Genomic DNA, 25,103 nt, shown 5'->3' with positions numbered 1-25,103 from the left:
CGGCCCTCCTTGGTCAGATGCCGCCGTCGACGTTGAGGGTGGCGCCGGTGACGTAGCGGGCGGCGTGCGAGACGAGGAACAGGACCACATCGGCGATCTCCTCGGGGCGGCCCATCCGGCGCAGTGAGATCAGCTGCTCGTAGCGGGCCCGTCCCTCGGCCGTGACCGCCTTCATCTGGTCGGTCTCCACTAGGCCCGAGGCGATGCAGTTGACCCGGATGCCGCGCGGGCCCAGCTCCTTGGCGAGCGCCCGGGTCAGCCCCATCACGCCGGCCTTGGATGCCACGTAGTGGGCGGCGCCCGGCATGCCGTGGTTGGCGACAGCCGAGCTGATGTTGACCACCGACGCGACCTCGGCGACGTACGGCAGAACCGAGCGCGTCACGTTGTACATGCCGGTCAGGTTGGTGTCGACGATCCGCCGCCACTCCTGCGGGGGGAGGTCGGCCAGCGGCAGATGGCTGATCACCCCGGCGTTGTTCACCACGCCGTCGATCGGCCCGTACGTCCGGTGCGCGTCGGCGCAGAGCCGGACGGCCTGCTCGTGATCCGCGATGTCGCAGCGCACCAGGTTGCCCTGGGCACCCCGCTCGTCCAGCTCGCGGCGGAGCGACTCGACCTGCTCGCTCTCGTTGACGTAGCAGGCGGTCACCAAGGCGCCCTGGGCGGCGAGGGCCAGCACGGTCGCCCGGCCGATGCCGCGGGAACCGCCGGTGACCAGGATGTGCCCGCCCTTGAGCGCGAAGTCCGGCCGGCTCACGGGGCCACCCCCGCTCCGGCCCGGCTGCGCGCCGCCGTTTCGACCCGCTCCTTGATCAGCGCGAGCTGGACCTTGGAGTTCCGGTTGATGTGCTCGGCCATGGTGGCGTCGTCCACCGGCGCCTCGGGCTTCATGTGGAACTCCTGCACCCAGCGCATCTCGACGCCGGCGGCGGTCTCCCGGTAGGTCCAGCCGATGTTCATGAAGTCGAACGGCCCGGTCTCCACGCGATACGCCCGTACGCTGCCGGCGGCTCGGTCCATGACCCGCTCGGAGACCCAGCTCCAGACCGTCCCGTCCGGCTCCGGGTGCATGGTGAGCCGGAACCGCACAGTGTCACCGTCGCGGTGCAGGATTTCGGCGGCGGCGTACTCACTGAACAGGTTCGGCCAGTTCGCCACGTCGTTGGTCAGGTCCCAGACCAGGTCCAGTGGTGCGTCGATGACGATGCTGTTCTCGGTGCGCGCGGACGGCGGCGCCAGCTTCTCGTTGATCTGCGCCAGGATCTCGGGGAACCGGGTGAGGCCCTCGGCGTCGAGCCGGATGTCGCAGCGGTTCTCCACCTCGGTGATGACGTTGAGCAGACCCAGGGAGTCCACTCCGATCTCGTCGATGGTGAGATCCGGGTCGTCCAGTCGCAGCGCCTCGGCCGGGATCCCGGTGCAGCGCTGGACGATCGTGCGGAACTCCTCGTTGGTGAGCGGCGGCAGGGGCATGGCGGCCGGTCCTTTCGGTGAACTGGGAGTGCGGGTGGTCAGGCGGTCAGCGAGCGCACGACGAGGGCGGAGTTGAAGCCGCCGTAGCCGCGGGCGAGCACCAGGGCGGTGTCCAGCGGGGTCTCGCGGGGCTGGTCGACGAGGTCGAGCCGGTATCCGGGGTCCGGGATGACGCCCGAGCCGGTGGGCGGGATCACCTGCTCGCGCAGCGCGAGCAGCGCGGTGACGACGTCCAACGACGCGCCGCCCGCGTACAGCCGCCCGTACTGCGCCTTGGGCGCCGTGACCGGCACCCCGCGCGGGCCGAACACCTCGACGAGACAGGCCGCCTCCGCCCGGTCCAGCTCCGGGGTGCCCGCCGCGTCGGCGAAGACCACATCGACCTCCTCCGGTCGGACGCGGGCATCGGCGAGGGCGAGCTCGACCGCCCGGTGCAGCGAGGTGGGGCCGGTGCCGACCGCCGCGCCCGGCGCCGGGTCGAACGTGGCGGCGTGCCCGGCGACCTCCCCGTACGGCCGCACCCCGCGGTCCCGGGCGCTCTCCTCCGCCTCTAGGACGAGGATGGCGCCCCCCTCGCCGGGCACGTGGCCGCAGGCGGCCGCGTCGAACGGCAGGTAGGCGCGCTCCGGATCGGCGCTGGTGCTCAGCCGCCGGGACGTGGTCTGGCAGACCAGCGCGTACGGGCTCAGCGGCGCCTCGGTGCCGCCGGTCAGCACGACCTTCGCGTCTCGCTGGAGCAGGGCCCGCCGGGCCTGCGCCACCGCGTCCAGGCCGCCGGCCTGCTCGGCGACGGCGACCCCGCAGGGGCCCTTCATGCCGTGCCGGATGGACAGCTGCCCGGTCGTCGCGGCGTAGAACCAGGCGATCGACTGGTACGGGCCCACGTGGCGGGGCCCCTTGGACCAGAGGGCCTGGATCTCCCGCTGCCCGAAGGCGTTGCCGCCGGACGACGAGGCGGTGATGACGCCCAGCTCGTACGGCGAGAACGCCTCGGGCCGTACGGCGGCGTCGCGGAGCGCCTCCTCGGCCAGCAGCAGCGCGAGCTGGCTCCACCGGTCCGTCTGCACGGCCAGCCTCGGGTCGACCTCCGGCACCGTCTCCTCGCCGGAGACCTCACCGACCACGCGTACCGGGAATTTGGTCGCGTCGAACCGGCTGATCGGGCCCAGATTGCTGCGGCCCTCCAGCACCGCACGCCAGAACGCCGGGACCCCGCTGCCGCCCGGGGCGATCGCCGAGATCCCGGTGACCACGGCGCGGGTGCCCATTGTGGTGTCATGCACCCTGCACCGCCGCACGGGGCGCGGCCAGCACCATGGCCGTCTGGAAGCCGCCGAAGCCGCTGCCGACACTGAGCACGGTGTCGGTCCGGTGCGCCCGCGCGGCCAGCGGGGTGTAGTCCAGGCCCAGTTCGGGGTCGGGGTGGTGCAGGTTGGCGGTCGGCGGCACCGTGTTGGTCTCGATGGCCAGCGCGCACGCCGCCAGCTCCAGGGCGCCGATCGCCCCCAACGAGTGCCCGATCATCGACTTGATTGAGCTCACCGGCACCCGGTAGGCGTGGGTGCCGAGCGAGGCCTTGAAGGCGGCCGTCTCGTGCCGGTCGTTCTGCCGGGTCCCGGAGCCGTGCGCGTTGACATAGTCGACCGCCTCCGCCGACAGTTGGGCCCGGTCGAGCGCCTTCCGGATGGCCTCGGCCATCTCCACCCCGTCCGGGCGCAGGCCGGTCATATGGAAGGCGTTGCTGCGCTGCGCGTACCCGGCGATCTCGCAGTAGACGCGGGCGCCGCGGCGCCGGGCGGCCCCGGCCTCCTCCAGGATCAGGACGGCGGCGCCCTCACCGAGCACGAAGCCGTCCCGTTCCCGGTCAAAGGGCCGGGAGGCGTGGGCCGGGTCGTCGTTGTTGGGCGAGGTGGCCTTGATGGCGTCGAAGCAGGCCACGGTGATGGGGGAGATGGGCGCGTCGGTGGCGCCCGCCACCACCAGATCGGCCGAGCCGTCCTCGATGAACTGGGCGCCCTGGGCAACCGAGTCGAGGCCGGAGGTGCAGCCTGTCGACACCACCCGGACCGGCCCCTGCGCGCCGGCCGCCCACGCCACCTCCGCCCCGAGCGCGCTGGGCACCAGCGCCCGGTACAGGTGCGGGAAGGGGTCGTCGGCGCCGACCACCCACCGGCTGCCGCCCTCGCTGACCCGGATGTACTGCTGTTCGAGCGTGACCGTGGAGCCGACCGCACTGCCGATCGAGACGCCGATGCGGTGCGACGGCACGTCGTCGACCTCGATGCCGCTGTCGGCGAGCGCCTCGCGCGCGCCGACCACCGCGAACTGCGAGCAGCGGTCCATGCGGTCGACCTCGTCCGGGCTCAGGCCGGCCGCGGCGGCGTCGAAGTCGCACTCGGCGGCGATCCGGGACCGGTAGCCCGACGCGTCGAAGTGTGAGATGGCGCGGGTCGCGGTTCGGCCGTCGGTGAGCAGCTTCCAGAACGCCTTGACGCCGATCCCGCCGGGGGCGACCACCCCTATCCCGGTGACCACCGCTCGTCGCGGGTTCATGCGGGCTCCTGTTCCGGCAGCGGCTCGGTGTCAACGTGCCCCAACTCGGGCCGGGGAGCCAGCGGACCCAGCTGGAAGACAAGGAACGCCCGGGTGTCGCCGTGGTTCTCCAGCCGGTGGCGGACGTTGATGCGCAGGTGCAGGGCCTCGCCGGCGGTGAGCGGCACGGACTCTCCGTCGATCCGCGCCATGATCTCCCCGGTGACGAGGTACAGGAACTCCTCGGAGTACGGGTGGTAGTGCTCGGTGACCACCTCGCCCGGCTCCAGGGTGAGCACGCCCATGAAGCCGGACGTGGCGCCTGCCGTGGCCGGACTGAGCAGCGTGCGAAGGTCTCCGCCCCGGCGCCGGTTGGGCGTGATGTCCTTTGCGGCAATCTTGGTCATTCGGTCGCTGGGCACGCCAGCCTCCTTCCAGTGTCCGCGCGTCCGTACCCCGGCCGACAGTTCCGTCCCAGGGTGGGAAGAGCGTTCAGTTGTCCGCCCGCCAGGTGTAGAACTCGTGTGCCATGGCGTCCTCGGGGCCGCGCCACGTCTCCGGTTCGTACGCGCTGATGTGCGCGCTCAACCGGGTGTTGATGTCCTGGAACAGCGGGTGGCCACGCACCTCGGCGAGGGGACGCCGCACGTCCTCGTCGGCCAGGAGGTAATGCAGGTAGAGGTCGTGGAAGCGATACAACCGGCGTTCCCGGACACCGATCAGGTGCGGCAGTTCACCGGCGTCAGATTCCGCGAAGATACGCTCCACATCGGCCACTGCGCTGGGCTTCATGCGGGCCACGATGAGGGTGCTGCGCATTCTCTTTCCTTCCGTTGCGAGTACGCTGCTCGGGCGACCCAAAATAGGTTCGCGTGGGCCGATAAAGCACGCGTGAGGCCCGGAAAAAGCCGATGGGACAGGGGCCTGCCGGGCCGTCCCGGGAGCGGTCCACCGAGCCGCCGACGCGTAACTGGCAGGCATGGCAGTCTATGTCATTTCTCCTAGATTGCCTTTCTCGGTGCTGCCCCGCGACCTCGACGGCGGACCGCTCAGCTGCGCTGACCAGCGGTTGAGGCGGTTTCTACGGAGGCGCTGGCGCCGTCGCGCCGGACGAAAGTACTCCCTACGTCATCCCTTGGACCGTAGGCGGGCCCAATACCTCGTCGTTACGATCGCCGCACTCGCACCGGCCCTATCCGGTTTTGGGCGGTGTCCCGCGAGGATGGACAGTCGCGTTCAATTCGGAAGGGGTCCAAGTGAGTAGTATGACCATCTCCGACTCCAGCGAACCGCGCCCCGCCCCAGTGGATGGATGGGCGCTCCGGGAAGTGTGCGGTAGGTTTCTGACAGGCGTCGCGGTGATTACCTGTCAGGGCCAGGACGGCGAACCTGTTGGACTCACCGTCAATTCGTTCACCTCGGTGTCGCTCGATCCCCCGCTGGTGTTGTTCTGCGTCCACGCGAACTCCCGGGCCCTGGCGGCCGTCCGCACCGCCGGGGCCTTCGCGGTCAACGTCCTCGCTGCGGACCAGGCCGAGTTGTGCCGTGCCTTCGCCGCCCGCGAGACCGCCGTCTTCAGCGCGGTGGCGCACCGTCCCGGCCCGACCGGGTCGCCGGTGATCGGCGATGCGCTGGCCTTCCTCGACTGCCAGGTGCGCGACGCGTTTCCCGGCGGGGACCACGAGATCGTGCTTGGCGAGGTCGTCGGCCTCGGACTGCTCCGCGAGGAGCGACCACTGGCGTTCTTCCGCAGCGTCCACCCCCGACTGGAGGTTCACCCATGACCGCTCCCGTGACGCTGCGCCCAACTCCCGCGACGGAACCGATCCCCGCGCGTTGGGTGGCCCTGCGGCTCCTCGGTCCACTGGAGATCTCCGTGGACTCGGTGGAGGTGCCCCTTCCTCAACGCAAGCTGCGCCAGCTGCTGGCGACCCTGCTGATCCGGCCGAACGCCACCGCGTCGACGGAGGTGCTGATCCGCGAGCTCTGGGGTGACCGGCCACCGGCCACCGCGCTGGCCGCCCTGCGGGTGTACGTCTCGCAGCTGCGCAAGTTCTTCGTCCAGCATGGACTGGGCGGCCGGTGGTGCACCCTGCGGACCCGCGCCCCCGGCTACCAGCTGCAGGTCAATGACGGCATCCTGGATATGGTGTGCTTCGACCGGCTCTGCGTGCTGGCCGGCGAGTCCGCCGAGTCGGGCCGCTACGAACTGGCCTCTCGGCAGTACCGCGAGGCGCTGGCGCTGCGCCGGGGACCGACCCTGGAGGACCTCCGTGACAGCCCGGCGCTCGCCGGCGCGGCCCTGCAGTACGACGAGGCGTGGATGACCGCGCTCACCCGGCGCATCGATCTCGACCTGCTGCTCGGCGGCCACGCCGAGCTGGTCGGGGAGTTGCGCCGGCTGCTGGCCGAGGACCCGCTCAACGAGGCCTTCTGCGCCCGGCTCGTGGTGGCCTTGTACCGCAACGGGCGCAGCGGCGACGCCCTCGTCTTCTACCGCCGGATCCGTGACCAGCTCATCGAGGAGCTGGGCATCGAACCGGGGCTGGAACTACGACTGGCCCACCAGGCGGTCCTCACCGACGACGCGGATTTCAACCTCGAGGCACGGATCCCGGCCTGATCCGGACGCTGGGCGGGACGGCCGGTCGAACTCGAAGGTGCGGGCGTGCCCGGTGGTCGGCCACCGGGGTCCGGGTGACACAACAGATGCTTCACCAGGGCTTTAGTGCGGCGGGCGATCATATGGTGGTGCGCCGCCTCGTGATCCGTGTATTGCGATTCGTCTGGGAAGGCCTGATCGTTCTCGGCGAGTCGACAGTCACCATTCCTGCAAATGATCCGGGTGGACCCCCGCCCGGCCACCCCGAGCGCTGGCGCCCGGAAGTTCCGTTGACCAGGACGGAACGCGCTCTGGCCCGCCAATTGAAAGGGCGGAGCCGGCTGCGGACGCGGGACCGGGAACGCCGATGAGGGGACACCATCGTCTTTCACGAACTGCGCGTGGTCTCAGAGAAACTGATATCCGCTCGGCCGTCTGCTGACTGGAGGATCCATGTCGTCCGACACGCGGACCAACCCGGCGCCCGCAACGGCCTTACCCGAGCCCAGCACCCGTCATCCCCTGCTCGCGCTCATCGTCCTCACCGGCGCCGAGCTGATGGTCGTGCTCGATGCCACCATTGTGAACATCGCCCTGCCCACGATCCAGCGGGCACTGGACGTCTCGGTCAACAACCTCTCCTGGATCGTCAGCGCGTACGCCCTCGCCTTCGGCGGAGTGATGCTGCTCGGCGGCCGGGTCGGGGACCTGTTCGGGCGGCGCCGGATCTTCCGGTTCGGCATCGTGCTCTTTGTGCTGGCCTCCCTGCTCGGCGGGGTCGCGCCGAACCTCGGCCTGCTGATCCTGGCCCGGGTGCTGCAGGGCGTCGGCGCCGCGATCGCCGCACCGACCTCGCTCGCGCTGATCGCCACCACCTTCGCCGAGGGCAAGGCCCGGAATCGTGCGATGGGCCTGTACGCGGCGATGGCCGGAGTGGGCTCGACACTCGGCCTCCTGCTGGGCGGCACGCTCACCGAATACCTCAACTGGCGCTGGGTGTTCCTGATCAACGTGCCCATCGGGATCGCCGTTCTCGCCGGAACCCTGGTGCTGCGGGAACCGCAACGGTCGAAGGGCCGGCTCGACTATCTGGGGGCGGCGCTGGGCACCGGTGGGCTGCTCACGCTCGCCTATGGGATCACGCGCGGCGGGCGGGACGGCTGGAGCGACGGGATCACCATCACCTGTTTCGGGGTTGCCGCGTGGTTGCTCGCGCTCTTCCTGTTCACTCAGTTGCGGAACCGGAACCCTATGCTGCCGTTGCATCTGCTGCGCGACCGCAGCCGGGCCGGCTCGTACGGGACGATCTTCCTAGTCGGCGCCGGCATGTTCGGCACGTTCTACTTCCTGACCCTCTACACCCAGCAGGTGCTGCACTACAGCGCGGTGAAGACCGGCCTGGCATTTTTGCCGATCAATGTCGGAATCGGTATCACGGCCACCGTCGCCGGACGGTTGATGTCGAAGGTCCCGCCGCGGCTGGTGGCCGCGCCCGGGCTGGTGGTCGCCGCGATCGGGGCGATCTGGCTCAGCACCCTGACGCCGCACTCCTCGTACCTGGGAACGCTGATGCCGGCGATGTTCGTCCTCTCGCTGGGGCTCGGCGCGACCTTCGTGCCGCTGACGCTCGGCGCGGTACGGGGGGTCGACGACGGCGACTCCGGGATCGCGTCCGCGGTGCTCAACACTGGGCAGCAGATCGGTGGGGCGTTCGGGGTGGCGACCCTGGCCGCGCTGGCCGCCTCGCTCACCAACGACCGGCTGGGGCTGGCCGACGGGCGCGGTCGGGCGCACGGGCAGCCCACCGGCGGTTCCGCCCTGTCGGAGCCGGTCCTTGAGGCCATGACGTACGGCTACACCCGGGCGTTCATCATCACCTCCCTGATCTTCGCGTCGGCGATGGTGATCGCCGCGCTGGCCATCAACGCCGGCCCGGCGTCCGACGCCGAGCGGCACGGCCACTAGACGGCTCCGGGCGTTCGTTGTGTGACGACGAGGCCGGCGGCGGCGTACCTCCGACGCGGCCCATTGGGTCTCATGTCGCAGTTGGAATCAGGCACGGCCTGGCGCGACCGGAAATCCGCTCTCGGGCCGGCGGAATTGTACGGAGAATCGGCCCTGATTGTGGTGGTCGAGGTGTGCGGATCTTGCAATTCCGGGAGTCACGGCGAGAAGGCGCCCGGCCGGACCGGCTCGAAGGTCTCCAGCATCAGCCGGTCGGGCAGGAGTCGGGCGGCGCGTACGGGTCGTCCCAGCCTGGGCGCCCACGGAGCAGCGGGCGCATGGGTTCCGTACGGGCGGCCGGGGTGAGCTCGGCGTACGCGGAAAGCGGCCTCGATCGAGTCGGCGTCGGCCACTTCCAGGCGCAGCGGGATTAGGTCGCGTTAAAGTGGAGATCTATATTGATTAAAGTCATTGGAACGATGCCAGTCCTGCCCTAGGATTCGTTCATGGAATGGGCCGGTTGTGCTGGCGTGATCGATGCCAGTATTGGTGGGCTGGTGGCGGTCCGCTGGCCCACTGATTCATTCACCAGAATCATCGTTGTCGATCCGGGCGCGCGGCCCGACCAGCCGGTGGCCCGACGGGGTGCCGCAGGGCCGGCATCTGCACGCGCTGCTCGCCGGCGGCCTCCGGTGCCTGGAACGGCTCTTCCCCGGGCTCCGCGAGGAGCTGATCGCCGCCGAGACTCCGGCCGGGGACCTCCAGGGCGGGGTTATCTGGTGCAACGACGAGCACCCGCTCTGCCCGGCCCCCTTGAGCATCCGGAGATCGAGGCGGCCGCGCTCGGGAAGTACTACGACCGGACGAATTACAAGGGGTTCTGCTGGGAGCAGGCCCAGACGATCGTCGACCCGAAGCGTGAGCGCGACCCGCGGTCAGGACTTCGTCACCCTGGTCTCCGGCCTCCGCGGCCGGCACCCGCTGTTCAGCATCAGCGTCGACGACCTGATCGCCGAGCCCGCCAAGGTCGGAGCCTGATCCGCCCCTCGGCAACCGCCAGTCGGCGGCTGCCGCGGCGCATCGGCGCGAGAGGCGATAGGGGCCTGATGACCAGCCAAACGATCCAGATATTGTTCGTCGACCTGGCGCTGATCCTCCTGCTGGCGCGCGGCTTCGGGGTGCTCGCCACCCGGCTGGGCCAGCCACCGGTGATCGGCGAGATCTTCACGGGCATCCTGCTGGGACCCACGCTCTTCGACGGTCAGCTCGCCGAGGCGCTCTTCCCGTCGGCGGTCCGCCCGCTGCTCACCGGCATGGCCGACGTCGGCGTGGCCCTGTTCATGTTCATCATCGGCCTGGAGCTGGAACGTGGCGTGCTGCGCGGGATGGGCCGCAGCACGGTCGTGGTGGCCGCCGGCTCGACCCTGCTGACCTTCGCCCTCGGCGTCGGGCTCGGCTTCTACCTGCTGCTCGGCCATCCCTCCGACGACGCCGCGGCGTTCGTCGTCTTCCTCGGCCTCTCTGTGTCGGTGACCGCGTTCCCGGTGCTGGCCCGCATCATCGCCGATCGCGGTCTCGGCCGGACCACGGTCGGCGCCTTCGCGCTGGCCACCGCGGCCACGATCGACGTGGTGGCGTGGGTGGCCCTCGCCGCCATCCAGGCCTTCACCGGCGGCGACGGGCAACAGCACTGGCCAGTGCTGCTCCTCCTGCCGTACGTCGCGGTGATGTTCCTCGTCGTCCGTCCGCTGCTGCGGCGGTGGCTCGCCACCGGCGGATCGGCGGGCACAGTGAGGGTTTCCCGGCTGGCCGCGATCCTCAGCGGCGCCCTGCTCTCCGGCGCGGCGACCGAGGCGATGGGCATGCACTTCATCTTCGGTGCGTTCCTGTTCGGCCTCGTGATGCCCACCGAGGACGCGGAGCGGCACAACGACGCTGTCGCGAAGCAGACCGCGCAGCTCACCACGGTGCTGCTGCCGATCTACTTCGTGGTCGCCGGCCTCAAGGTGGACCTTGGCGGCCTCGGTCTCGGCGGGCTGCTGGACTTCGGCGCGATCCTGCTGGTCGCGCTCCTCGGCAAGCTGGGCGGCACGTACCTGGCGGCCCGGACCCAGGGGCTGCCGCCGCGGGCGTCGGCCGCGCTCGGCGCGCTGATGAACACCAGGGGGCTCACCGAACTGATAATTCTCGGCGTCGGGCTACGGATCGGCCTGCTCGACGACTCCCTCTACTCGCTGATGGTCGTCATGGCGCTGGTGACCACGGCGATGACCGGTCCGTTGCTCGTCTGGATCTACCGCCGGCCGGTGGAGGTCGCCGCTCCGGCCGTCTCGCCGGAGCTCGTGTCCACCGGCCGACCGTCGACGTAGAAGGAGAGGAGACATGGGGCTGGTCGAACGCGGGTAAGAGCTGGCCGGGCTGACGGAGGTGCTGCGGCCCTGGCAGGATCGCCCAGGTCGTCATGGCGGGCTGACGTGGTCTGCGGTCAGATGTTGGCCGAGTCCGGCGGCACGTCCGTCGGCAGGGAGGGCGCGCCGGCCGCCGGCTCCTCGTGGCGGCAGCGGAGCCCGAGGGTGTACGCCGTCATCGACAGCGACCCGTACGCGTACCCGTCGACCAGCACCTCGGGACGGGCCCCGTCGGAGCCGGCGAGCCCGGCCAGGTAGAGCAGCGGGATGAAGTGGTCCGGGGTCGGTACGGCAAGGTCGTAGTCGCGGTGCCCGTCCAGCCGAGCCGCCTCGCTCGGGGTGTCCTGCACGATCTCCCGGGCCGCGTCGTCGAAGCGCCGCGCCCAGTCGAAGCCCTCGTCGGTCAGGCGCGGGTCCACCCCGCCCAGGTTGTGCACCACGTTGCCGCTGGCCACGACGAGGACGCCGCGCTCGCGCAGCGGCGCGAGCCGGGCGCCGAGGTCGAGGTGGTAGTCCAGCGGCTTGAACGCGTTGATGCTGAGTTGGACCACGGGGATGTCCGCGTCGGGGAAGGCGTGCGTCAGCACCGACCAGGTGCCGTGGTCGATCCCCCACGAGTCGAGGTCGGCGCCGACCCAGGTGGGATGCACTGCGTCGCTGATCTCCTCGGCCAGCTCGGGCAGCCCGGGCGCCGGGTAGCGCACGTCGAACAGGTCCTGCGGGAAGCCGTAGAAGTCGTGGATGGTGCGCGGCCGGGGCATTGCGGTGACGGCGGTGGCGCCGATGTACCAGTGGGCGGAGACCACCAGGATCGCCCGCGGCCGGGGCACCGCCCGGCCGAACTCCCGCCAGGCGGCCGTGTAGCGGTTGACCTCCAGGGCGTTCATCGGATTGCCGTGCCCGAAGAACGCCGCCGGCATCGCCGTTCCCGTCGTCTGGCTGCCCATGCGGCCCCCCGGCTCCGTCGTGAGTCGAGGGTAACCGGGACTGGCCGGGACGAGTGGCCCGATGGCGACCGTGGTGCCCGTCTGCCCGTTCCTCAGCAAGTGGCTGGGCAAGCACCCCGAGTACGACAAGATCGTCGCCAGCTCGACCCGCAAGACCAAATAGTCACCGGGCCCCGCCTCTCGTCGAGGCGTGCGTGGCCAGGTCGCCGCTGGGATGGTCGGGCAGGTCGCGGTCGGTGTGGTCGGCGTGGAAGAGCGCCTCGGCGAGCAGCGCCCGCACGTGCACGTCGGCTGCCGAGTAGTAGACGAAGGTGCCCTCGCGCCGGCCGCGTACCAGCCCGGCGAGGCGGAGCTTGGCCAGGTGCTGGCTGACCGCGGTGGGGGCGGCGCCGACCAGTTCGGCCAGGCAGGTCACCGAGGACTCGCCCTGCAGCAACGCCCAGAGGATCTTGATGCGGGTCGGGTCGGCGAGCATCCGGAAGCTCTCGGCGGCTAGGTGGACCTGCTCGTCCTCAGGCATCTGGAAGTCCGGCAGCGAGGTGTGCACGGGCCCAGCCTAGCCGTCTCCGGCTGCTCAGCTTTTCAGCTGACTTAATACCTGCGAACCAATGCAGGTACTCTGCCTCACCACCCGGACCAGCGCGCGGCCAGCGCTGCTCACCGGCGACAACGCCGGCGCCGCCGCCCGGCTCGCCGCCGACACCGGCATCGCCGAGGTGCACGCGGGCCTGCTCCCCGCCGACAAGGTGGACCGGGTCCGCGCGTATCAGCGGGACGGCCGCCGGGTGCTGCTGGTCGGTGACGGGGTCAACGACGCGCCGGCGCTGGCCGCGGCGGACACCGGCGTGGCGATGGGCCGGCAGGGCTCCGATCTGGCCCTGCGCACTGCCGATGCCGTCCTGGTCCGCGACGAACTGGCCGCGCTGCCCGCGCTGGTCTCGCTGGCCCGCCGGGCCCGCCGGCTGGTCGTGGCGAACCTGGCGATCGCGGCGGCCTTCATCGCGGTGCTGGTCACGTGGGACCTGGTCGGGCAGCTCCCGCTGCCGCTCGGCGTCGCCGGTCACGAGGGCTCCACCGTCATCGTCGGCCTCAACGGGCTGCGCCTGCTGCACTCCCGGGCCTGGCGGCGGGCCGTGAAGGGCCGGTGAGTCGTCGACGCCGGCCGCCCGCGCCGACCTGTGCACGGTCACCGTCTGCCGGGGCTGCTGCGGCCTGGTGGTCTCCCCGCCCCATCGCGTCGGCACGCCGCCGACCCCTGACCGCAGAAACCATCCGCTGTTCGGGGTCGTTGCCTGGAATCTGCAAGCGTTCTGCGGTCTTCCCTATCGCAGATGCGAGCGGCTAGGGTGACCGCGTGACGGTGTTCCGGATCGGTGAGGCTGCCGAACTGCTCGGGGTCAGCGCGGACACCGTCCGCCGCTGGATCGACGCGGGCCGGCTGCCGGCGACCCGCGACGAGCACGGCCATCGGGTGCTCGACGGCGTCGACCTGGCCGCGTTCGTGCGCGCCCCGGGGCACCCGGAGCTGTCGTCCGCCCGCAACCGGCTGCGCGGCATCGTCACCGCCGTCGTCAAGGACACCGTGATGGCCCAGGTCGACATCCAGGCCGGGCCGTTCCGGGTCGTGTCGCTGATGAGTCGCGAGGCCGTCGACGACCTCGACCTCCAGGTCGGCTCGGTGGCCGTCGCCGTGATCAAGTCGACCACCGTCGTGGTGGAACGCGCCCCCGCGCAGAAGGGGAGGACCAGCGCGTGACCGTACGGTGGATCCGCGCCGCCCTCGCCGGGGTGGCCGCGCTGGCCCTCGGCCTGACCGGCTGCGGCGACGGCGGCTCGGCCGCCACGGACCGCGGCGGCCAGGTCACCGTCTTCGCCGCCGCCTCGCTCACCGAGTCCTTCACGAAACTCGGCCGCGACTTCGAGGCCACCCACCCCGGCACCACCGTCACCTTCAACTTCGCCGGCAGCTCCGCGCTCGCCATCCAGATCACCCAGGGCGCCCCGGCCGACGTGTTCGCCGCCGCCTCGCCCGCCACCATGAAGACCGTCACCGAGGCGGGCGACGCCGCCGGTGATCCGGTCACCCTGGTCCGCAACCAGCTCGTCATCGCCGTGCCCAAGGGCAACCCGCACCGGGTCGCGGGCCTGGCCGACCTGGCCCGGCCCGGGACGAAGGTGGCGCTCTGCGCCGCGCAGGTGCCGTGCGGAGCGGCGGCGGGGACGGCCCTCGGCGCGGCCGGCGTGCGACTCACCCCGGTCACCCTGGAACAGGACGTCAAGGGCGCGCTGGCCAAGGTGAAGCTCGGCGAGGTCGACGCCGCCCTGGTCTACCGCACCGATGTCCGTACGGCCGGCGATGAGCTGGACGCCGTCGAGTTCCCCGAGTCCGCCCGCGCGGTCAACGACTACCCGATCGTCGTACTCAAGCGGGCCGGCAACCCGGACGGCGCGCGGGCCTTCGTCGACTACGTCCGCTCCGACGCGGGCCGCGCCGTGCTGACCGCCGCCGGCTTCCAGGCCCCGCAAGGCCAGTGACCGCGCACCCCCGGCAACGGGTGCCGCTCGCCCTGCTGCTCCCCGCCGGTCTTGGGCTGCTCTTCCTCGTCCTGCCGCTGCTCGGGCTGCTGGTCCGGGCGCCGTGGACCAGCCTGCCCCGGCGGCTGGCCCAGCCGGGCGTGCTCACCGCGCTGCGGCTGTCGCTGGAGACCGCCACCCTCGCCACGCTGCTCTGCGTCGCTCTCGGCGTACCCCTGGCGTGGCTGCTGGCCCGGGTGGAGTTCCCCGGCCGGCGGCTGGTCCGGGCCCTGGTCATCGTGCCGCTGGTGCTGCCCCCGGTGGTCGGTGGGGTGGCGCTGCTGCTGGTCTTCGGCCGGCGCGGCCTGCTCGGCTCCTGGCTCGACAGCACCTTCGGCGTCACCCTGCCGTTCACCACCGCGGCGGTGGTGCTGGCCGAGGCGTTCGTCGCCATGCCGTTCCTGGTCATCGCCGTCGAGGGCGCGCTGCGCGGGGCCGACCACCGGTACGAGGAGGCCGCCGCCACCCTCGGGGCCGGGCGCTGGACCGCCTTCACCCACGTCACGCTGCCGCTGGTGGCCCCGGGTGTGGCGGCTGGGGCGGTGCTCTGCTGGGCCCGCGCGCTCGGCGAGTTCGGCGCGACGATCACGTTCGCCGGCAGCTATCCCGGCCGGACGCAGACCATGCCGATCGCCGTCTACCTGGCCCTGGAGAGCGACCTGCAGGCGGCGATCGTGCTCAGCCTCATCCTGCTCACCGTCTCCGTCGCCATCCTCGCCGGGCTGCGCGACCGCTGGGCGAGCGCCCCGTGACCGTCCCGCCGCTGCTCGACGCGCACCTGGTCGCCGACCGGGGCGCCTTCCACCTCGACGTACGGCTGCGGATCGCCGCCGGGGAGGTGGTCGCCCTGCTCGGCCCGAACGGCGCCGGCAAGACCACTGCCCTGCGTACGCTGGCCGGGCTGCACCCGCTCACCGCCGGGCACCTCACCCTCGCACGCGTCGACCTCGACCGGCCGGACCGGCGGGTGTGGGTTCCGCCCGAGCGGCGGCCGGTGGGCGTGGTGTTCCAGGACTACCTGCTCTTCCCGCACCTGACCGTGCTCGACAACGTCGCGTTCGGCCCGCGACGGCGGGGCACCGACCGGCGTGCCGCCCGCGCCCGGGCGCAGGCCTGGCTGGACCGGGTGGGCCTCGGCGGGCAGGCCCGGCACAAGCCGCGCCAGCTCTCCGGCGGGCAGGCCCAGCGGGTCGCCCTGGCCCGGGCACTGGCCGTCGAGCCGACCCTGCTGCTGCTCGACGAACCCCTCGCGGCGCTGGACGCGCGTACCCGCCTGGACACCCGCGCCGAACTCCAGCGGCACCTCGGTGACCATCCCGGCGCCACCCTGCTGGTCACCCACGACCCGCTCGACGCCCTGGTGCTCGCCGACCGGCTGGTCATCATCGAGCACGGACGGGTGGTCCAGGAGGGCGACGCGGCCACGGTCACCGCCCGCCCGCGCACCGACTACGTGGCCCGGCTGGTCGGGCTCAACCTGCACCGGGGCCGCGCCGACGGGCACACGATCGCCGTCGGCGGGCTCACCCTCACCGCGGCCGACCGGGTGCACGGGGACGCGTTCGTCGCCTTTCCGCCCGCCGCCGTCGCGCTGCACCTGGGCCGCCCCGACGGCAGCCCGCGCAACGTCTGGCCGGCCACCGTGACCGGGGTGCAGCGGCACGGCGACAACCTGCGCGTCCAGCTCGACGGGCCGGTCGCCGTCGCCGCCGACGTCACCCCCGCCGCCGCCGCCCAGCTGCGGCTGCGCCCCGGCCAGACCCTCTGGGCCGCGGTCAAGGCGGCGGAGACCCGGGCATACCCGGCCTGACCGGTCGTCACCCCTCCCGAGGTACGGCGGCGCGGCCCGTGCCTCGCCGGCAAAGGTGACGGACGCCTCGTGGACGAGACGCGGTCTACGAGGCACGTTTGACCTGCTCAGGGGGAGCGATGACGAGAGGGGTACGGGGTGCCCGACACGACCCGCCACCGATCCAGCCATAAGGTGGTCCCGCCGGACGACGTGACCGACCTGCTGCTGTGGCGGCTGGCGTACGACGTCGCCGCAGCGCACCTGCCCGACGCGACGGGCCGTTGCCCCAGCCTGCTCTGCGCCGACCAGAGCACGCCCTGCGAGCCGATGGTCAACGCGGAGCGGGCGATGCGCCTGGCCCGAGGCGGGACGCCGGGGTCCGGGTCGAGCCCGGCCACCTGGCACGGGCGGTCCGAGGCGGCCTGACCGGCGTGACCACCGGGTAACGGGGGGGCCGGCCTCGGCGGTGCCGCCACAGCCAGGCCACGTCCCGGCCGAACGACTCGACCAGCAGGGCCAGCGCGCCCGCGACCAGCGCGGCGGCCGCCACCGGGGGCAGCACCCCGCCGGCCACGACCACCAACACCACGCCCTGCGTCGCCGCGACGACCTTGCGCCAGTACCGCGGCGGCAGCGTGCCCCGCATCCAGGGCAGCAGCCAGCTCGCGGCGACGAAGGCGTACCGCATGCCGCCGATGGCCAGCACCCAACCGCCGACGGACGGCACGAGGTGGACGCTGAGCACCAGGATCAGGAACGCGTCGACCTCCATGTCGAAGCGTGCGCCCAGAGCACTCGCCGTGCCGGTACGCCGGGCCACCAGGCCGTCGACCGCGTCCAGCGCCAGCGCCACGGCGGTCAGCGGGACCAGCACCGCCACCGGTGCCGGCCCGCCCGAGCCTGGCACGACCAGGGCCAGCACCCCGCCGACCAGCAGCGCCCGGGCCAGGGTCACCCGGTCGGCCGGGCCGAGCCGGTCCGCGCCGGCGGCCCGTAGGCCGCGGCGGAGCAGCCCGGCGAGCGCCACGCCGTACGCGAGGCCGGCGAGCCAGCCCGACACGCCGACGCCTGCCGTGCCGGCGAGCCCGGCCAGCAGGACGAACTGGGCGATCAGCCAAGGCAATGGGCCAATTCGAGCCGTGAACACCCGCCCTCCGCGTCTATCATCGGCAACCCTGTCACTCAACACGCAATACCCGGACGTCCGGTTCGGCCCAGGGCGGAAATGAGGAAATGTGACCGGCGACGCTCAGGCCTTCTGGCTCCGCGCCCCAGGCCAGGGCGAGATCCGCCAGGTCGAGCTGCCTCCGCCCGGCCCCGGCGAGGTGCTGGTCCGCACGCGTTACTCCGGCGTCAGCCGGGGCACCGAGACGCTGGTCTTCACCGGCCGGGTCCCCACCGACCAGTACGACACCATGCGCGCCCCGTTCCAGGAGGGCGACTTCCCGGCCCCGGTCAAGTACGGCTACCTCAGCGTCGGCACGGTCGAGGAGGGCCCCGACACGCTGCGCGGGCGTACCGTCTTCTGCCTGCACCCGCACCAGACCGCGTACGTGGTGCCCGCCGACGCCGTGGTGGTCGTACCCGATCAGGTGCCCGCCGCCCGGGCGGTGCTCGCCGGCACGGTGGAGACGGCGGTGAACGCGCTCTGGGACGCCGCGCCGCTGGTCGGCGACCGGGTGACCGTGGTCGGCGCCGGCATGGTCGGCTGCTGCGTCGCCGCCCTGCTGGCCTGCTTCCCCGGCGTACGCGTCCAGCTCGTCGACGCCGACCCGGCGCGGGCCGCGGTGGCCGCCGCGCTCGGGGTCGACTTCGCCCTGCCCGCCGACGCGGCCGGTGAGCGAGACCTGGTGGTGCACGCCAGCGCCACCGCCGACGGCCTGCAACGCGCCCTCGACCTGCTCCGCCCCGAGCGCACCGTGCTGGAGCTGAGCTGGTACGGCGACCGCCCGGTCACCCTCGCCCTGGGCGGCGCCTTCCACGCCAGGCGGCTCGGCATCCGCAGCAGCCAGGTCGGCACCGTGTCGCCCCGGCGGGCCGACCGGAGCTACGCCGACCGGCTGGCGCTGGCCCTGGAGCTGCTCGCCGACCCGGTGTTCGACGCGCTGCTCACCGGCCCGTCCCGCTTCGCCGACCTGCCCGACGTGCTCGACCGGCTCGCCGCGGGCCGGCTGCCCGCGCTCTGCCACCTCATCACCTACGCCGAGGAGCGAACGTGTTCAGCGTGACCGTCCGGGACCACATGATGATCGCCCACAGCTTCCGCGGCGAGGTGTTCGGCCCCGCCCAGCGGCTGCACGGGGCCACCTTCGTCGTCGACGCCACCTTCCGCCGCGAGGAGCTCGACGCCGACGGGATCGTGGTCGACATCGGCCTGGCCACCGAGCAGCTCAAGGCCGTGCTCGGCGCGCTGACCTACCGCAACCTCGACGACGAGCCGGCCTTCGCCGGGGTGAACACCACCACGGAGGTGCTGGCCCGCACGGTCGCCGACCGGCTCGCCGAGGCCGTGCACGCCGGACACCTCGGCGAGGGCGCCCGCGGCCTCGCCGGGATCACGGTCACCCTGCACGAGTCGCACATCGCCTGGGCCAGCTACGAGCGGCCGCTGTAGCCCGGATGAGCGTCGTCCACGTGGTGCTGCCGGGCGACATCGACGACCCGGCCGCCCCCAGCGGCGGCAACGCGTACGACCGGCGGGTCTGCCACGGCCTGGCCGCCCTCGGCTGGACGGTCCAGGAGCACCCGGTGCCCGGCGGCTGGCCGTGCCCCGAGCCGGGGGAGCGGGTCGCCCTCGCCGGGGTCCTGGCCGGGCTGCCCGACGGCGCGTTGGTCCTGCTCGACGGCCTGGTCGCGTCCGTGGTGCCCGAGGTGCTGGCACCGCACGCCCGGCGGCTGCGCCTGGTGGTGCTCGTCCACCTGCCGTTCGAGGACGAGGCCGAAGCCCGATCCCTGGCCCTGGCCACCGGCGTGGTCGCCACCAGCGAGTGGACCCGCCGCCGGCTGGTCGACCGCTACCCGCTCCCCGCCGACCGGGTGCAGGTCGCCGCGCCGGGCGTCGACCGGGCGCCGCTCGCCCCCGGCTCGCCGAACGGCATCCGGCTGCTCTGCGTCGCGGCGGTCACCCCGCACAAGGGGCACGACGTGCTCGCCGCCGCCCTGGCCACGCTCGCCGGCCTCGCCTGGACCTGCGACTGCGTCGGCGCGCTCACCCGGGATCCGGGCTTCGTCCACCGGCTCCGGCGGCAGCTCACCGACGCCGGCCTGGCCGACCGGGTCCGGCTGGCCGGCCCGTGCACCGGCGTCGTCCTCGACGCCGCCTACGCCGCCGCCGACCTGCTGGTCCTGCCGTCCCGGCGGGAGACGTACGGGATGGTGGTCACCGAGGCCCTCGCGCGGGGCGTACCGGTGCTGGGCAGCGACACCGGCGGGCTGCCCGAGGCGCTCGGGCACGCCCCGGACGGCGATCGGCCCGGCCTGCTCGTACCCCCCGACGACCCCGCGGCACTGGCCGAGGCGCTGCGCCGCTGGCTCACCGGGCCGGACCTGCGGGCCCGGCTGCGCCACGCGGCCCAGCGGCGGCGGGACACGCTCACCGGCTGGACGGTCACCGCGGACCGGCTGGCGGCGGCCCTCAAGGAGGCGGCGGCATGACCACCCAACTCCCACCCGACTTCGCCGACTGGCTCGGGCTGCGCGAGCCCGCCGACGCAGCAGCCCGGTCGGCCGACCTCGTGGAAGCGGTCCGTCGCCGGCTGCCCGCCGACCGGCCCGTGATCGTGCACGACCTGGGCAGCGGCACCGGCTCGATGGCCCGCTGGCTCGCGCCCCGGCTGCCCGGCCCCCAACACTGGGTGCTGCACGAGCGGGACCCCGACCTGCTGGCCCTCGCCGCCACCGAGCTGTACGCGGCCGACGGCAGCCCGGTCACCGTGGCGACCCGAAGCTCCGACATCACCCGGCTGGGCGCCGCCGAACTCGCCGACGCCCACCTGGTCACGGCGTCGGCGCTGCTCGACATGCTCACCGTTGAGGAGGTCGAGCGGACCGTGGACGCCTGCGCCGGCCACCCCACGCTCTTCGCGCTCACCGTGGTCGGCCGGGTGGAACTCACCCCGGCCGACCCGCTCGACGCGGCGCTCACCGCCGCGTTCAACGCCCACCAGCGCCGGACCACCGACGGCCGGACCCTGCTCGGGCCGGACGCCGTGGACGCCACCGTGTCGGCCTTCCGCCGCCGCGGGATCGACGTGCGGGTCCGGCCCAGCCCGTGGCGGCTCGGCCCCGAGCAGCCGGCACTGACCGCCGAGTGGCTGCTCGGCTGGCTCGACGCGGCCGGCGAGGAACGCCCGGAGCTGACCGGAGCGGTCGGGGCGTACCGGAATCGGCGGCTGGGGGAGCTCGCCGCAGGTCGGCTGCACGTGGTGCTGCACCACGCCGACCTGCTGGCCGGGCCGTCCGGGCGTGAGCGGCCGCCGGCCTGACCGCCGTGCTGCTGCGGCAGCGTGACGCCTGTCCGGGTGGGCGGCAACTGTCGGTGATCCCGCTTACGGTGAGGGGGGCGAGGTGTGCGGTGCCGGCGCGTCCGGCAGCCCCGGACGGAGGACGACGATGGACGAAACCCTGCCCATGGCTACGGTCCGGACCCAGGTCACGGTGCCGCTGCGGTTCCCCGACGGGTACGTCACCACCGCCCGGGTCCACTCCTTCCACGGCCTGGTCGACGGCCGGGAGCACCTCGCCTTCGCGCTCGGCGACCGGGCGGGCGCCGGGGAGCGGCGGACGCCGCACAGCGATCCGCCACTGGTCCGCCCGCACAGCGAGTGCCTCACCGGCGACGTGTTCGGCAGCCAGCGCTGCGACTGCGGGCCGCAGCTGCGGGAGGCGGTCGAGCGGATCGCCGAGGCCGGCGGATACCTGCTCTACCTGCGCCAGGAGGGCCGGGGCATCGGCCTGTACGCCAAGCTCGACGCGTACGCCCTCCAGGACGGGGGCCTGGACACGTACGAGGCGAACATGGCGCTGGGCCGGGGCGCCGACGAGCGCGACTACGCGGTGGCCGCGCAGATGCTCGCCGCGCTGGGCGTGACCCAGGTGAACCTGCTCAGCAACAACCCGGACAAGGCGGCCCAGCTCGACCGGCTGGGCGTGACGGTGGTCGACCGGGTGCCGACCGGGGTGCACCTGTCCCCGGCGAACGCCGACTACCTGGCGGCGAAGGCGACCCACGCCGACCATGCCCTCGACCTGCCGTTTGTGCCATGACCACCAAACCGTACGTGCTGCTGAGCTGCGCGATGTCGATCGACGGCTACATCGACGACGCCTCGACCGAGCGGCTGCTGCTCTCCAACGACTCCGACCTCGACCGGATCGACGCGGTCCGGGCCGGTTGTGACGCGATCATGGTCGGTGCGGCCACCGTCCGGCGGGACGACCCCCGGCTGCTGGTGCGCTCCGCCCGGCGGCGGGCCGACCGGGTGGCCCACGGCCTGCCCCCGTCGCCGGTGAAGGTCACCGTCACCGCCAGCGGCGACCTCGACCCGACCGCCCGGTTCTTCACCCACGGCGACGGGGTGAAGTTGGTCTACTGCCCGAGCGGCGCCGTGCACAAGACCCAGGAGCAGGTGGGTGGGGTGGCGACCGTGGTGGACGCGGGGGAGCCGGCCACCCCGGAGGCGGTACTCGCCGACCTCGCCGCCCAGGGCGTACGCCGGCTGATGGTGGAGGGCGGCGGCAGCGTGCACTGCCAGTTCCTCACCGCCGGCCTCGCCGACGAGCTGCACCTGGTGGTCGCGCCGTTCTTCGTCGGCGACGGCCGGGCGCCCCGCTTCGTGCAGGACGGGCGCTATCCCTGGCACCCGGGCCACCGCGCCCGCGTCGTCGAGGTACGCCAGATCGGCGACGTGGTGCTCACCCGCTACGCCCTCTCCGGCCGCTGCGACGGCAGCTGAGCGCTGGGCGGCGGCGCGGGTCAGAGCACCTGGGACAGGAAGCGGCGCAGCCGCGGGTGCTCCGGCGACTCGAAGACGGCGGCCGGCTTACCCGCCTCGAGGACGACGCCCCGGTCCATGAAGGCCACCGTGTCGGCGACCTCGCGGGCGAAGCCCATCTCGTGGGTGACCACCACCATGGTCATACCGGCGGCGGAGAGGTCGGCCATCACCCCGAGCACGCCCTTGACCAGTTCCGGGTCGAGCGCCGAGGTGGCCTCGTCGAAGAGCATCACCTGCGGGCGCAGGGCCAGCGCCCGGGCGATCGCCACCCGCTGCTGCTGCCCACCGGACAGGTGCGCCGGCCGGGCGTCGGCCTTGGCGGCCAGCCCGACCAGCGCCAACTGTTCGCGGGCCACCTGTACCGCCTCGTCCTCACCGAGCTTCTTGAGCCTGCGCAGGGCGAGGGTGATGTTGCGCAGCACGGTCATGTGCGGGAACAGGTTGAACTGCTGGAAGACCATGCCGATCCGCTGGCGCAGCGCGTCCGGGTCGTCGCGCAGCACGCTGCGGCCGTCCAGCAGCACGTCGCCGCGGTCCGGCTCGATGAGCCGGTTGATGGTGCGCAGCAGGGTCGACTTGCCGGACCCGGACGGCCCGATCACGCAGGCGGTGGCGCCCCGGGCCACCTCCAGGTCGGCGCCGCGCAGCACCTGGTGCGCGCCGAAGGCCAGGTGCACGTCGCGCACCGCGAGGCTGACCGAGGCAGCGGTAGCCGTGCTCATCGCGGGTCCTTTCCGGTCGGGACCGCCGTGCCGGCGGGAGCGAGGTCGAGGTCGAGGTCCGGATCGGGGAGGGCGACCGCCCGCCCCTGCCGCAGCCGCCGGTCGATCCAGTTGACCGCGTGCGTCAGCGGCACGGTCAGCGCCAGGTAGAACAGCCCGGCCAGCAGCAGCGCCGACTCGTTTCCGGTGGTGGCCGCGTAGTCCTGGCCGATCCGGAACAGCTCCCGCTGGCTGGCCACCAGGCCGAGGAAGTAGACCAGGCTGGAGTCCTTGATCAGGGCGATGAGCTGGTTCACCCAGGCGGGCAGCACCCGGCGTACCCCCTGCGGGACGATCACCAGCCGCATCGCGTCGCCCCAGGAGAAGCCGAGCGCCCGGGCCCCCTCCAGTTGGGCGGCCTCCACGCTCTGGATGCCGGAGCGGAAGATCTCCCCGATGTAGGCGGCGGCGATCAGCGACAGCGCCAGCACGCCCAGGGGATAGGGATTCGGCCCCCAAACCTGCATGCCGAGCGGCGCCAGGCCGACGCCGATGAGCAGGATGGTCGCCGCCGCAGGCAGGCCGCGGAACACGTCGGTGTAGACCCGAGCCGGCCACCGCAACCATCGGGTACGCGAGATGCCCGCGACGGCCAGCAGCATGCCCAGCACCGAGCCGAGCAGGGCGGCGGAGACCGCCAGGATCAGGGTGTTCGGCAGCCCAACGGTCAGCATCTCCGGCAGCGCCTCGCGCATGGAGTCCCAGTCGAAGAAGGTTTCCCACAGGGTGCGCAACGGATCCATCGTCTTCTCCTACCGCCCCGCTCTCGCTTGCTCGTCGTACGTCAGGAAGCCGCCGACGGCGACGGCGCCGCGACCGTGCCGCTGCCGGGCTTGAAGTCGGCCGGGATCGGCCGGCCCGGGTAGTACTGCGCCTGCAGCCTGCTCCAGGTGCCATCGGCGATCACCTCGTCGAGGCCCTTGTTCAGCGCCTCGCGCAGCTTGTCGCCGCCCTTGGCGAAGGCGTACGCGGTCGGCGCCGGGCTGAGCTGCTTGGCGGCCACCTTGATCTTGCCGTTGCTGTCGGCGGCCGACTTGTCGCCGATCTCGGCCGGGGCGATCCAGGCGTCGGCGGTGCCGCCCTTGAGCTGGTTGATCGCGCCGTTGTAGTCGGGTACCCGCACCGGGTTGAGGTTCTCGCGGGTGGCGTAGTCGTCCTGCACGGTGCCTTGCACGACCACGACCCGCTTGCCGGTGAGCTGGTCGAAGCCGCTGATCGACGAGCCGGCCGGCACGTCGAGTCCGAAGTAGCCGAAGTCGTAGCCGTTGCCGAAGTCGACGGTCCTCTTACGAGCCTCGGTGATGGTGATGGACGAGCTGCCCACGTCGAACTTGCGGTTGTTGACCTGCGAGAGCAGGGCCGAGAAGTCGGTGCCGACGAACTCGACCTTCAGCCCCACCTTCGCGGCGACCGCGGTGAGCAGGTCGTTGTCGAAGCCGGTGAACTTGCCGTCCTTCAGGTACACGTTCGGCGGGGCGTCGGTGAGCGTGCCGGCCCGGAGCACGCCGGGCTGGAGCAGCCCGTACGGGTTGGCGGCCGCGCTGGTGGAGCCGCAGGCGGTGAGGCCGGTGGCGGCGAACACGGCGGCGGCGCCGAGCGCGGCGACGCGGGTCAGAGCGGGAAGGAATCGCACGATCATCTCCAGGGTCCGATGGCGACGTGGGTGCACGCCGCCGACGGCGCGCCCGGGGCGGGCGAGCCGGAAGGTGGTTCGGGGAAGGAGGAGCTGGCGCGTCAGCGCGCGCCGGCGCGGTGACAGCCGTCGCTGCACACCCGCATCAGATCGACGTGCCGGCGCTTGACCAGCGTGAAGTCGGCCGGGTAGGCGACGCCGTCGACGGGCGGGGTGCGAAGCTGAGCAGACATGGTTCCCTCTGGTCGGTGATGACCTGGGTACCAGGCCACGCTTGCACCGGTGTCCTGCCGGTGCCTGGTCTTCACCCGGGGCACCCCACCGCGGAGGAGGGTTGCCGGCCAGCGAGCCGGGGCTTGGCGCTGGCGCTCATGACCTGCAGAGGAGGCTAGCAGTAGCACCGGCGGGGACGTCCAGCCGTTATGACCACCCTCACGT

The 25,103-nt window shown here is 72.6% G+C and carries 29 protein-coding genes and 1 riboswitch; of the genes, 16 read left to right on the top strand and 13 right to left on the bottom strand.

Translation table 11 applies throughout. From position 1 onward, the window contains the following. Positions 1–13: 13 nt before the first annotated feature. The 6 genes from ACNAW0_RS07630 to ACNAW0_RS07605 all read right to left on the bottom strand — a co-directional run bounded on the left by ACNAW0_RS07630 (position 14) and on the right by ACNAW0_RS07605 (position 4,827). Positions 14–760 carry an SDR family oxidoreductase gene (locus tag ACNAW0_RS07630; RefSeq protein ID WP_416287019.1) on the bottom strand — a complete coding sequence of 249 codons (747 nt, stop codon included), beginning with the start codon at positions 758–760 and terminating at the stop codon, positions 14–16. Continuing rightward, positions 757–1,476, bottom strand: a complete 720-nt coding sequence (locus tag ACNAW0_RS07625; RefSeq protein WP_416287018.1) for an SRPBCC family protein — start codon at positions 1,474–1,476, stop codon at positions 757–759. The genes ACNAW0_RS07630 and ACNAW0_RS07625 overlap by 4 nt, the downstream gene beginning before the upstream one ends. A 38-nt stretch (positions 1,477–1,514) precedes the next feature. Beyond that, positions 1,515–2,744 carry a ketosynthase chain-length factor gene (locus ACNAW0_RS07620; RefSeq protein ID WP_416287059.1) on the bottom strand — a complete coding sequence of 410 codons (1,230 nt, stop codon included), beginning with the start codon at positions 2,742–2,744 and terminating at the stop codon, positions 1,515–1,517. Positions 2,745–2,751: 7 nt separating this feature from the next. After that, positions 2,752–4,029, bottom strand: a complete 1,278-nt coding sequence (locus tag ACNAW0_RS07615) for a beta-ketoacyl-[acyl-carrier-protein] synthase family protein (RefSeq protein WP_416287017.1) — start codon at positions 4,027–4,029, stop codon at positions 2,752–2,754. Continuing rightward, positions 4,026–4,415 (bottom strand): cupin domain-containing protein, encoded by a 390-nt coding sequence (locus ACNAW0_RS07610; protein WP_416287058.1) that lies wholly within the window; start codon positions 4,413–4,415, stop codon positions 4,026–4,028. Before ACNAW0_RS07610 ends, ACNAW0_RS07615 begins: the two co-directional genes overlap by 4 nt. Before the next feature lie 85 nt (positions 4,416–4,500). Then, a complete protein-coding gene (locus ACNAW0_RS07605; protein WP_416287016.1) occupies positions 4,501–4,827 on the bottom strand; it encodes a TcmI family type II polyketide cyclase in 327 nt (108 codons plus the stop codon). 446 nt (positions 4,828–5,273) lie between these two features. On the opposite strand from ACNAW0_RS07605, the gene ACNAW0_RS07600 reads away from it, so the two are divergent. From ACNAW0_RS07600 to ACNAW0_RS07580, 5 genes are all read left to right on the top strand, one after another. Next, on the top strand, positions 5,274–5,792 hold the full coding sequence (locus tag ACNAW0_RS07600; protein WP_416287057.1) for a flavin reductase family protein: 519 nt from the start codon (positions 5,274–5,276) through the stop codon (positions 5,790–5,792). Further along, a complete protein-coding gene (locus ACNAW0_RS07595; protein ID WP_416287015.1) occupies positions 5,789–6,631 on the top strand; it encodes an AfsR/SARP family transcriptional regulator in 843 nt (280 codons plus the stop codon). Before ACNAW0_RS07600 ends, ACNAW0_RS07595 begins: the two co-directional genes overlap by 4 nt. A gap of 86 nt (positions 6,632–6,717) precedes the next feature. Then, entirely contained in the window at positions 6,718–6,981 is a 264-nt protein-coding gene (locus tag ACNAW0_RS07590; protein WP_416287056.1) for a DUF6059 family protein, read from the top strand. A gap of 82 nt (positions 6,982–7,063) precedes the next feature. After that, a complete protein-coding gene (locus ACNAW0_RS07585) occupies positions 7,064–8,575 on the top strand; it encodes an MFS transporter (protein ID WP_416287014.1) in 1,512 nt (503 codons plus the stop codon). A gap of 1,085 nt (positions 8,576–9,660) precedes the next feature. Continuing rightward, complete coding sequence (locus ACNAW0_RS07580; RefSeq protein ID WP_416287013.1) at positions 9,661–10,923, top strand: cation:proton antiporter; 1,263 nt, start codon at positions 9,661–9,663, stop codon at positions 10,921–10,923. A 116-nt stretch (positions 10,924–11,039) separates the two neighbouring features. Here the strand turns inward: ACNAW0_RS07580 and ygiD are convergent, their stop codons facing one another. Together ygiD and ACNAW0_RS07570 are read right to left on the bottom strand one after the other, a co-directional pair. Continuing rightward, entirely contained in the window at positions 11,040–11,909 is an 870-nt protein-coding gene (ygiD, locus tag ACNAW0_RS07575) for a 4,5-DOPA dioxygenase extradiol (protein ID WP_416287012.1), read from the bottom strand. A 163-nt stretch (positions 11,910–12,072) separates the two neighbouring features. After that, the gene (locus ACNAW0_RS07570; protein ID WP_416287011.1) at positions 12,073–12,456 is read right to left on the bottom strand and encodes an ArsR/SmtB family transcription factor; all 384 of its coding nucleotides are present in this window, start codon (positions 12,454–12,456) and stop codon (positions 12,073–12,075) included. A gap of 61 nt (positions 12,457–12,517) precedes the next feature. Here ACNAW0_RS07570 and ACNAW0_RS07565 point away from each other — a divergent pair, with 61 nt between their 5' ends. The 5 genes from ACNAW0_RS07565 to ACNAW0_RS07545 all read left to right on the top strand — a co-directional run bounded on the left by ACNAW0_RS07565 (position 12,518) and on the right by ACNAW0_RS07545 (position 16,293). Next, positions 12,518–13,057, top strand: coding sequence for an HAD-IC family P-type ATPase (locus ACNAW0_RS07565; RefSeq protein WP_416287010.1), 540 nt, complete (start codon positions 12,518–12,520; stop codon positions 13,055–13,057). A gap of 206 nt (positions 13,058–13,263) precedes the next feature. Then, positions 13,264–13,665, top strand: a complete 402-nt coding sequence (locus tag ACNAW0_RS07560; RefSeq protein ID WP_416287009.1) for a TOBE domain-containing protein — start codon at positions 13,264–13,266, stop codon at positions 13,663–13,665. Continuing rightward, positions 13,662–14,444, top strand: a complete 783-nt coding sequence (gene modA / locus ACNAW0_RS07555) for a molybdate ABC transporter substrate-binding protein (protein ID WP_416287008.1) — start codon at positions 13,662–13,664, stop codon at positions 14,442–14,444. Before ACNAW0_RS07560 ends, modA begins: the two co-directional genes overlap by 4 nt. After that, on the top strand, positions 14,441–15,235 hold the full coding sequence (locus ACNAW0_RS07550) for an ABC transporter permease (protein WP_416287007.1): 795 nt from the start codon (positions 14,441–14,443) through the stop codon (positions 15,233–15,235). Before modA ends, ACNAW0_RS07550 begins: the two co-directional genes overlap by 4 nt. Further along, positions 15,217–16,293 (top strand): ABC transporter ATP-binding protein, encoded by a 1,077-nt coding sequence (locus ACNAW0_RS07545; RefSeq protein ID WP_416287055.1) that lies wholly within the window; start codon positions 15,217–15,219, stop codon positions 16,291–16,293. Before ACNAW0_RS07550 ends, ACNAW0_RS07545 begins: the two co-directional genes overlap by 19 nt. Positions 16,294–16,606: 313 nt before the next feature. On the opposite strand, the gene ACNAW0_RS07540 is transcribed toward ACNAW0_RS07545, so the two are convergent. Beyond that, complete coding sequence (locus ACNAW0_RS07540) at positions 16,607–17,398, bottom strand: CDP-alcohol phosphatidyltransferase family protein (protein ID WP_416287006.1); 792 nt, start codon at positions 17,396–17,398, stop codon at positions 16,607–16,609. A 112-nt stretch (positions 17,399–17,510) separates the two neighbouring features. Between ACNAW0_RS07540 and ACNAW0_RS07535 the strand changes: the two genes are divergently transcribed. The 6 genes from ACNAW0_RS07535 to ACNAW0_RS07510 all read left to right on the top strand — a co-directional run bounded on the left by ACNAW0_RS07535 (position 17,511) and on the right by ACNAW0_RS07510 (position 22,229). Beyond that, positions 17,511–18,503 carry a dehydrogenase gene (locus tag ACNAW0_RS07535; RefSeq protein WP_416287005.1) on the top strand — a complete coding sequence of 331 codons (993 nt, stop codon included), beginning with the start codon at positions 17,511–17,513 and terminating at the stop codon, positions 18,501–18,503. Next, positions 18,491–18,889, top strand: coding sequence for a 6-pyruvoyl trahydropterin synthase family protein (locus tag ACNAW0_RS07530; protein WP_416287004.1), 399 nt, complete (start codon positions 18,491–18,493; stop codon positions 18,887–18,889). Before ACNAW0_RS07535 ends, ACNAW0_RS07530 begins: the two co-directional genes overlap by 13 nt. Before the next feature lie 5 nt (positions 18,890–18,894). Further along, a complete protein-coding gene (locus ACNAW0_RS07525; RefSeq protein WP_416287003.1) occupies positions 18,895–19,929 on the top strand; it encodes a glycosyltransferase family 4 protein in 1,035 nt (344 codons plus the stop codon). Continuing rightward, positions 19,926–20,759: an SAM-dependent methyltransferase gene (locus ACNAW0_RS07520; protein ID WP_416287002.1), complete on the top strand. Its 834-nt coding sequence runs from the start codon at positions 19,926–19,928 to the stop codon at positions 20,757–20,759. Before ACNAW0_RS07525 ends, ACNAW0_RS07520 begins: the two co-directional genes overlap by 4 nt. A gap of 127 nt (positions 20,760–20,886) precedes the next feature. After that, on the top strand, positions 20,887–21,540 hold the full coding sequence (locus ACNAW0_RS07515; RefSeq protein WP_416287001.1) for a GTP cyclohydrolase II: 654 nt from the start codon (positions 20,887–20,889) through the stop codon (positions 21,538–21,540). Beyond that, positions 21,537–22,229 carry a RibD family protein gene (locus tag ACNAW0_RS07510; RefSeq protein ID WP_416287000.1) on the top strand — a complete coding sequence of 231 codons (693 nt, stop codon included), beginning with the start codon at positions 21,537–21,539 and terminating at the stop codon, positions 22,227–22,229. The genes ACNAW0_RS07515 and ACNAW0_RS07510 overlap by 4 nt, the downstream gene beginning before the upstream one ends. A 20-nt stretch (positions 22,230–22,249) precedes the next feature. Here ACNAW0_RS07510 and ACNAW0_RS07505 read toward each other — a convergent pair whose 3' ends face one another. The 4 genes from ACNAW0_RS07505 to ACNAW0_RS07490 form a co-directional block, all read right to left on the bottom strand. Further along, positions 22,250–22,993: an amino acid ABC transporter ATP-binding protein gene (locus ACNAW0_RS07505; RefSeq protein ID WP_416286999.1), complete on the bottom strand. Its 744-nt coding sequence runs from the start codon at positions 22,991–22,993 to the stop codon at positions 22,250–22,252. After that, a complete protein-coding gene (locus ACNAW0_RS07500) occupies positions 22,990–23,775 on the bottom strand; it encodes an amino acid ABC transporter permease (protein WP_416286998.1) in 786 nt (261 codons plus the stop codon). Before ACNAW0_RS07500 ends, ACNAW0_RS07505 begins: the two co-directional genes overlap by 4 nt. A gap of 41 nt (positions 23,776–23,816) precedes the next feature. After that, positions 23,817–24,671, bottom strand: a complete 855-nt coding sequence (locus tag ACNAW0_RS07495; RefSeq protein WP_416286997.1) for an ABC transporter substrate-binding protein — start codon at positions 24,669–24,671, stop codon at positions 23,817–23,819. Between the two features lie 95 nt (positions 24,672–24,766). Next, the gene (locus ACNAW0_RS07490) at positions 24,767–24,898 is read right to left on the bottom strand and encodes a hypothetical protein (RefSeq protein WP_416286996.1); all 132 of its coding nucleotides are present in this window, start codon (positions 24,896–24,898) and stop codon (positions 24,767–24,769) included. Positions 24,899–24,930: 32 nt separating this feature from the next. Further along, a riboswitch (SAM riboswitch) is annotated at positions 24,931–25,042 on the bottom strand. Positions 25,043–25,103 lie beyond the last annotated feature (61 nt).

Source organism: Micromonospora sp. SL1-18 (genome assembly GCF_047921505.1).
Taxonomy (GTDB): domain Bacteria; phylum Actinomycetota; class Actinomycetes; order Mycobacteriales; family Micromonosporaceae; genus Micromonospora.
This window is presented reverse-complemented; position numbering and strand designations above follow the sequence as displayed.

What these genes read in the sequence shown, in the direction of transcription:
- ACNAW0_RS07625 (WP_416287018.1), bottom strand. Translation starts at nt 1,476, where the DNA reads ATGCCCCTGCCGCCGCTCACCAACGAGGAGTTCCGCACGATCGTCCAG.
- ACNAW0_RS07620 (WP_416287059.1), bottom strand. Translation starts at nt 2,744, where the DNA reads ATGGGCACCCGCGCCGTGGTCACCGGGATCTCGGCGATCGCCCCGGGC.
- ACNAW0_RS07615 (WP_416287017.1), bottom strand. Translation starts at nt 4,029, where the DNA reads ATGAACCCGCGACGAGCGGTGGTCACCGGGATAGGGGTGGTCGCCCCC.
- ACNAW0_RS07610 (WP_416287058.1), bottom strand. Translation starts at nt 4,415, where the DNA reads ATGACCAAGATTGCCGCAAAGGACATCACGCCCAACCGGCGCCGGGGC.
- ACNAW0_RS07605 (WP_416287016.1), bottom strand. Translation starts at nt 4,827, where the DNA reads ATGCGCAGCACCCTCATCGTGGCCCGCATGAAGCCCAGCGCAGTGGCC.
- ACNAW0_RS07600 (WP_416287057.1), top strand. Translation starts at nt 5,274, where the DNA reads ATGACCATCTCCGACTCCAGCGAACCGCGCCCCGCCCCAGTGGATGGA.
- ACNAW0_RS07595 (WP_416287015.1), top strand. Translation starts at nt 5,789, where the DNA reads ATGACCGCTCCCGTGACGCTGCGCCCAACTCCCGCGACGGAACCGATC.
- ACNAW0_RS07590 (WP_416287056.1), top strand. Translation starts at nt 6,718, where the DNA reads ATGCTTCACCAGGGCTTTAGTGCGGCGGGCGATCATATGGTGGTGCGC.
- ACNAW0_RS07585 (WP_416287014.1), top strand. Translation starts at nt 7,064, where the DNA reads ATGTCGTCCGACACGCGGACCAACCCGGCGCCCGCAACGGCCTTACCC.
- ACNAW0_RS07580 (WP_416287013.1), top strand. Translation starts at nt 9,661, where the DNA reads ATGACCAGCCAAACGATCCAGATATTGTTCGTCGACCTGGCGCTGATC.
- ygiD (WP_416287012.1), bottom strand. Translation starts at nt 11,909, where the DNA reads ATGGGCAGCCAGACGACGGGAACGGCGATGCCGGCGGCGTTCTTCGGG.
- ACNAW0_RS07565 (WP_416287010.1), top strand. Translation starts at nt 12,518, where the DNA reads ATGCAGGTACTCTGCCTCACCACCCGGACCAGCGCGCGGCCAGCGCTG.
- ACNAW0_RS07525 (WP_416287003.1), top strand. Translation starts at nt 18,895, where the DNA reads ATGAGCGTCGTCCACGTGGTGCTGCCGGGCGACATCGACGACCCGGCC.
- ACNAW0_RS07520 (WP_416287002.1), top strand. Translation starts at nt 19,926, where the DNA reads ATGACCACCCAACTCCCACCCGACTTCGCCGACTGGCTCGGGCTGCGC.
- ACNAW0_RS07515 (WP_416287001.1), top strand. Translation starts at nt 20,887, where the DNA reads ATGGACGAAACCCTGCCCATGGCTACGGTCCGGACCCAGGTCACGGTG.
- ACNAW0_RS07510 (WP_416287000.1), top strand. Translation starts at nt 21,537, where the DNA reads ATGACCACCAAACCGTACGTGCTGCTGAGCTGCGCGATGTCGATCGAC.
- ACNAW0_RS07505 (WP_416286999.1), bottom strand. Translation starts at nt 22,993, where the DNA reads ATGAGCACGGCTACCGCTGCCTCGGTCAGCCTCGCGGTGCGCGACGTG.
- ACNAW0_RS07500 (WP_416286998.1), bottom strand. Translation starts at nt 23,775, where the DNA reads ATGGATCCGTTGCGCACCCTGTGGGAAACCTTCTTCGACTGGGACTCC.
- ACNAW0_RS07495 (WP_416286997.1), bottom strand. Translation starts at nt 24,671, where the DNA reads ATGATCGTGCGATTCCTTCCCGCTCTGACCCGCGTCGCCGCGCTCGGC.
- ACNAW0_RS07490 (WP_416286996.1), bottom strand. Translation starts at nt 24,898, where the DNA reads ATGTCTGCTCAGCTTCGCACCCCGCCCGTCGACGGCGTCGCCTACCCG.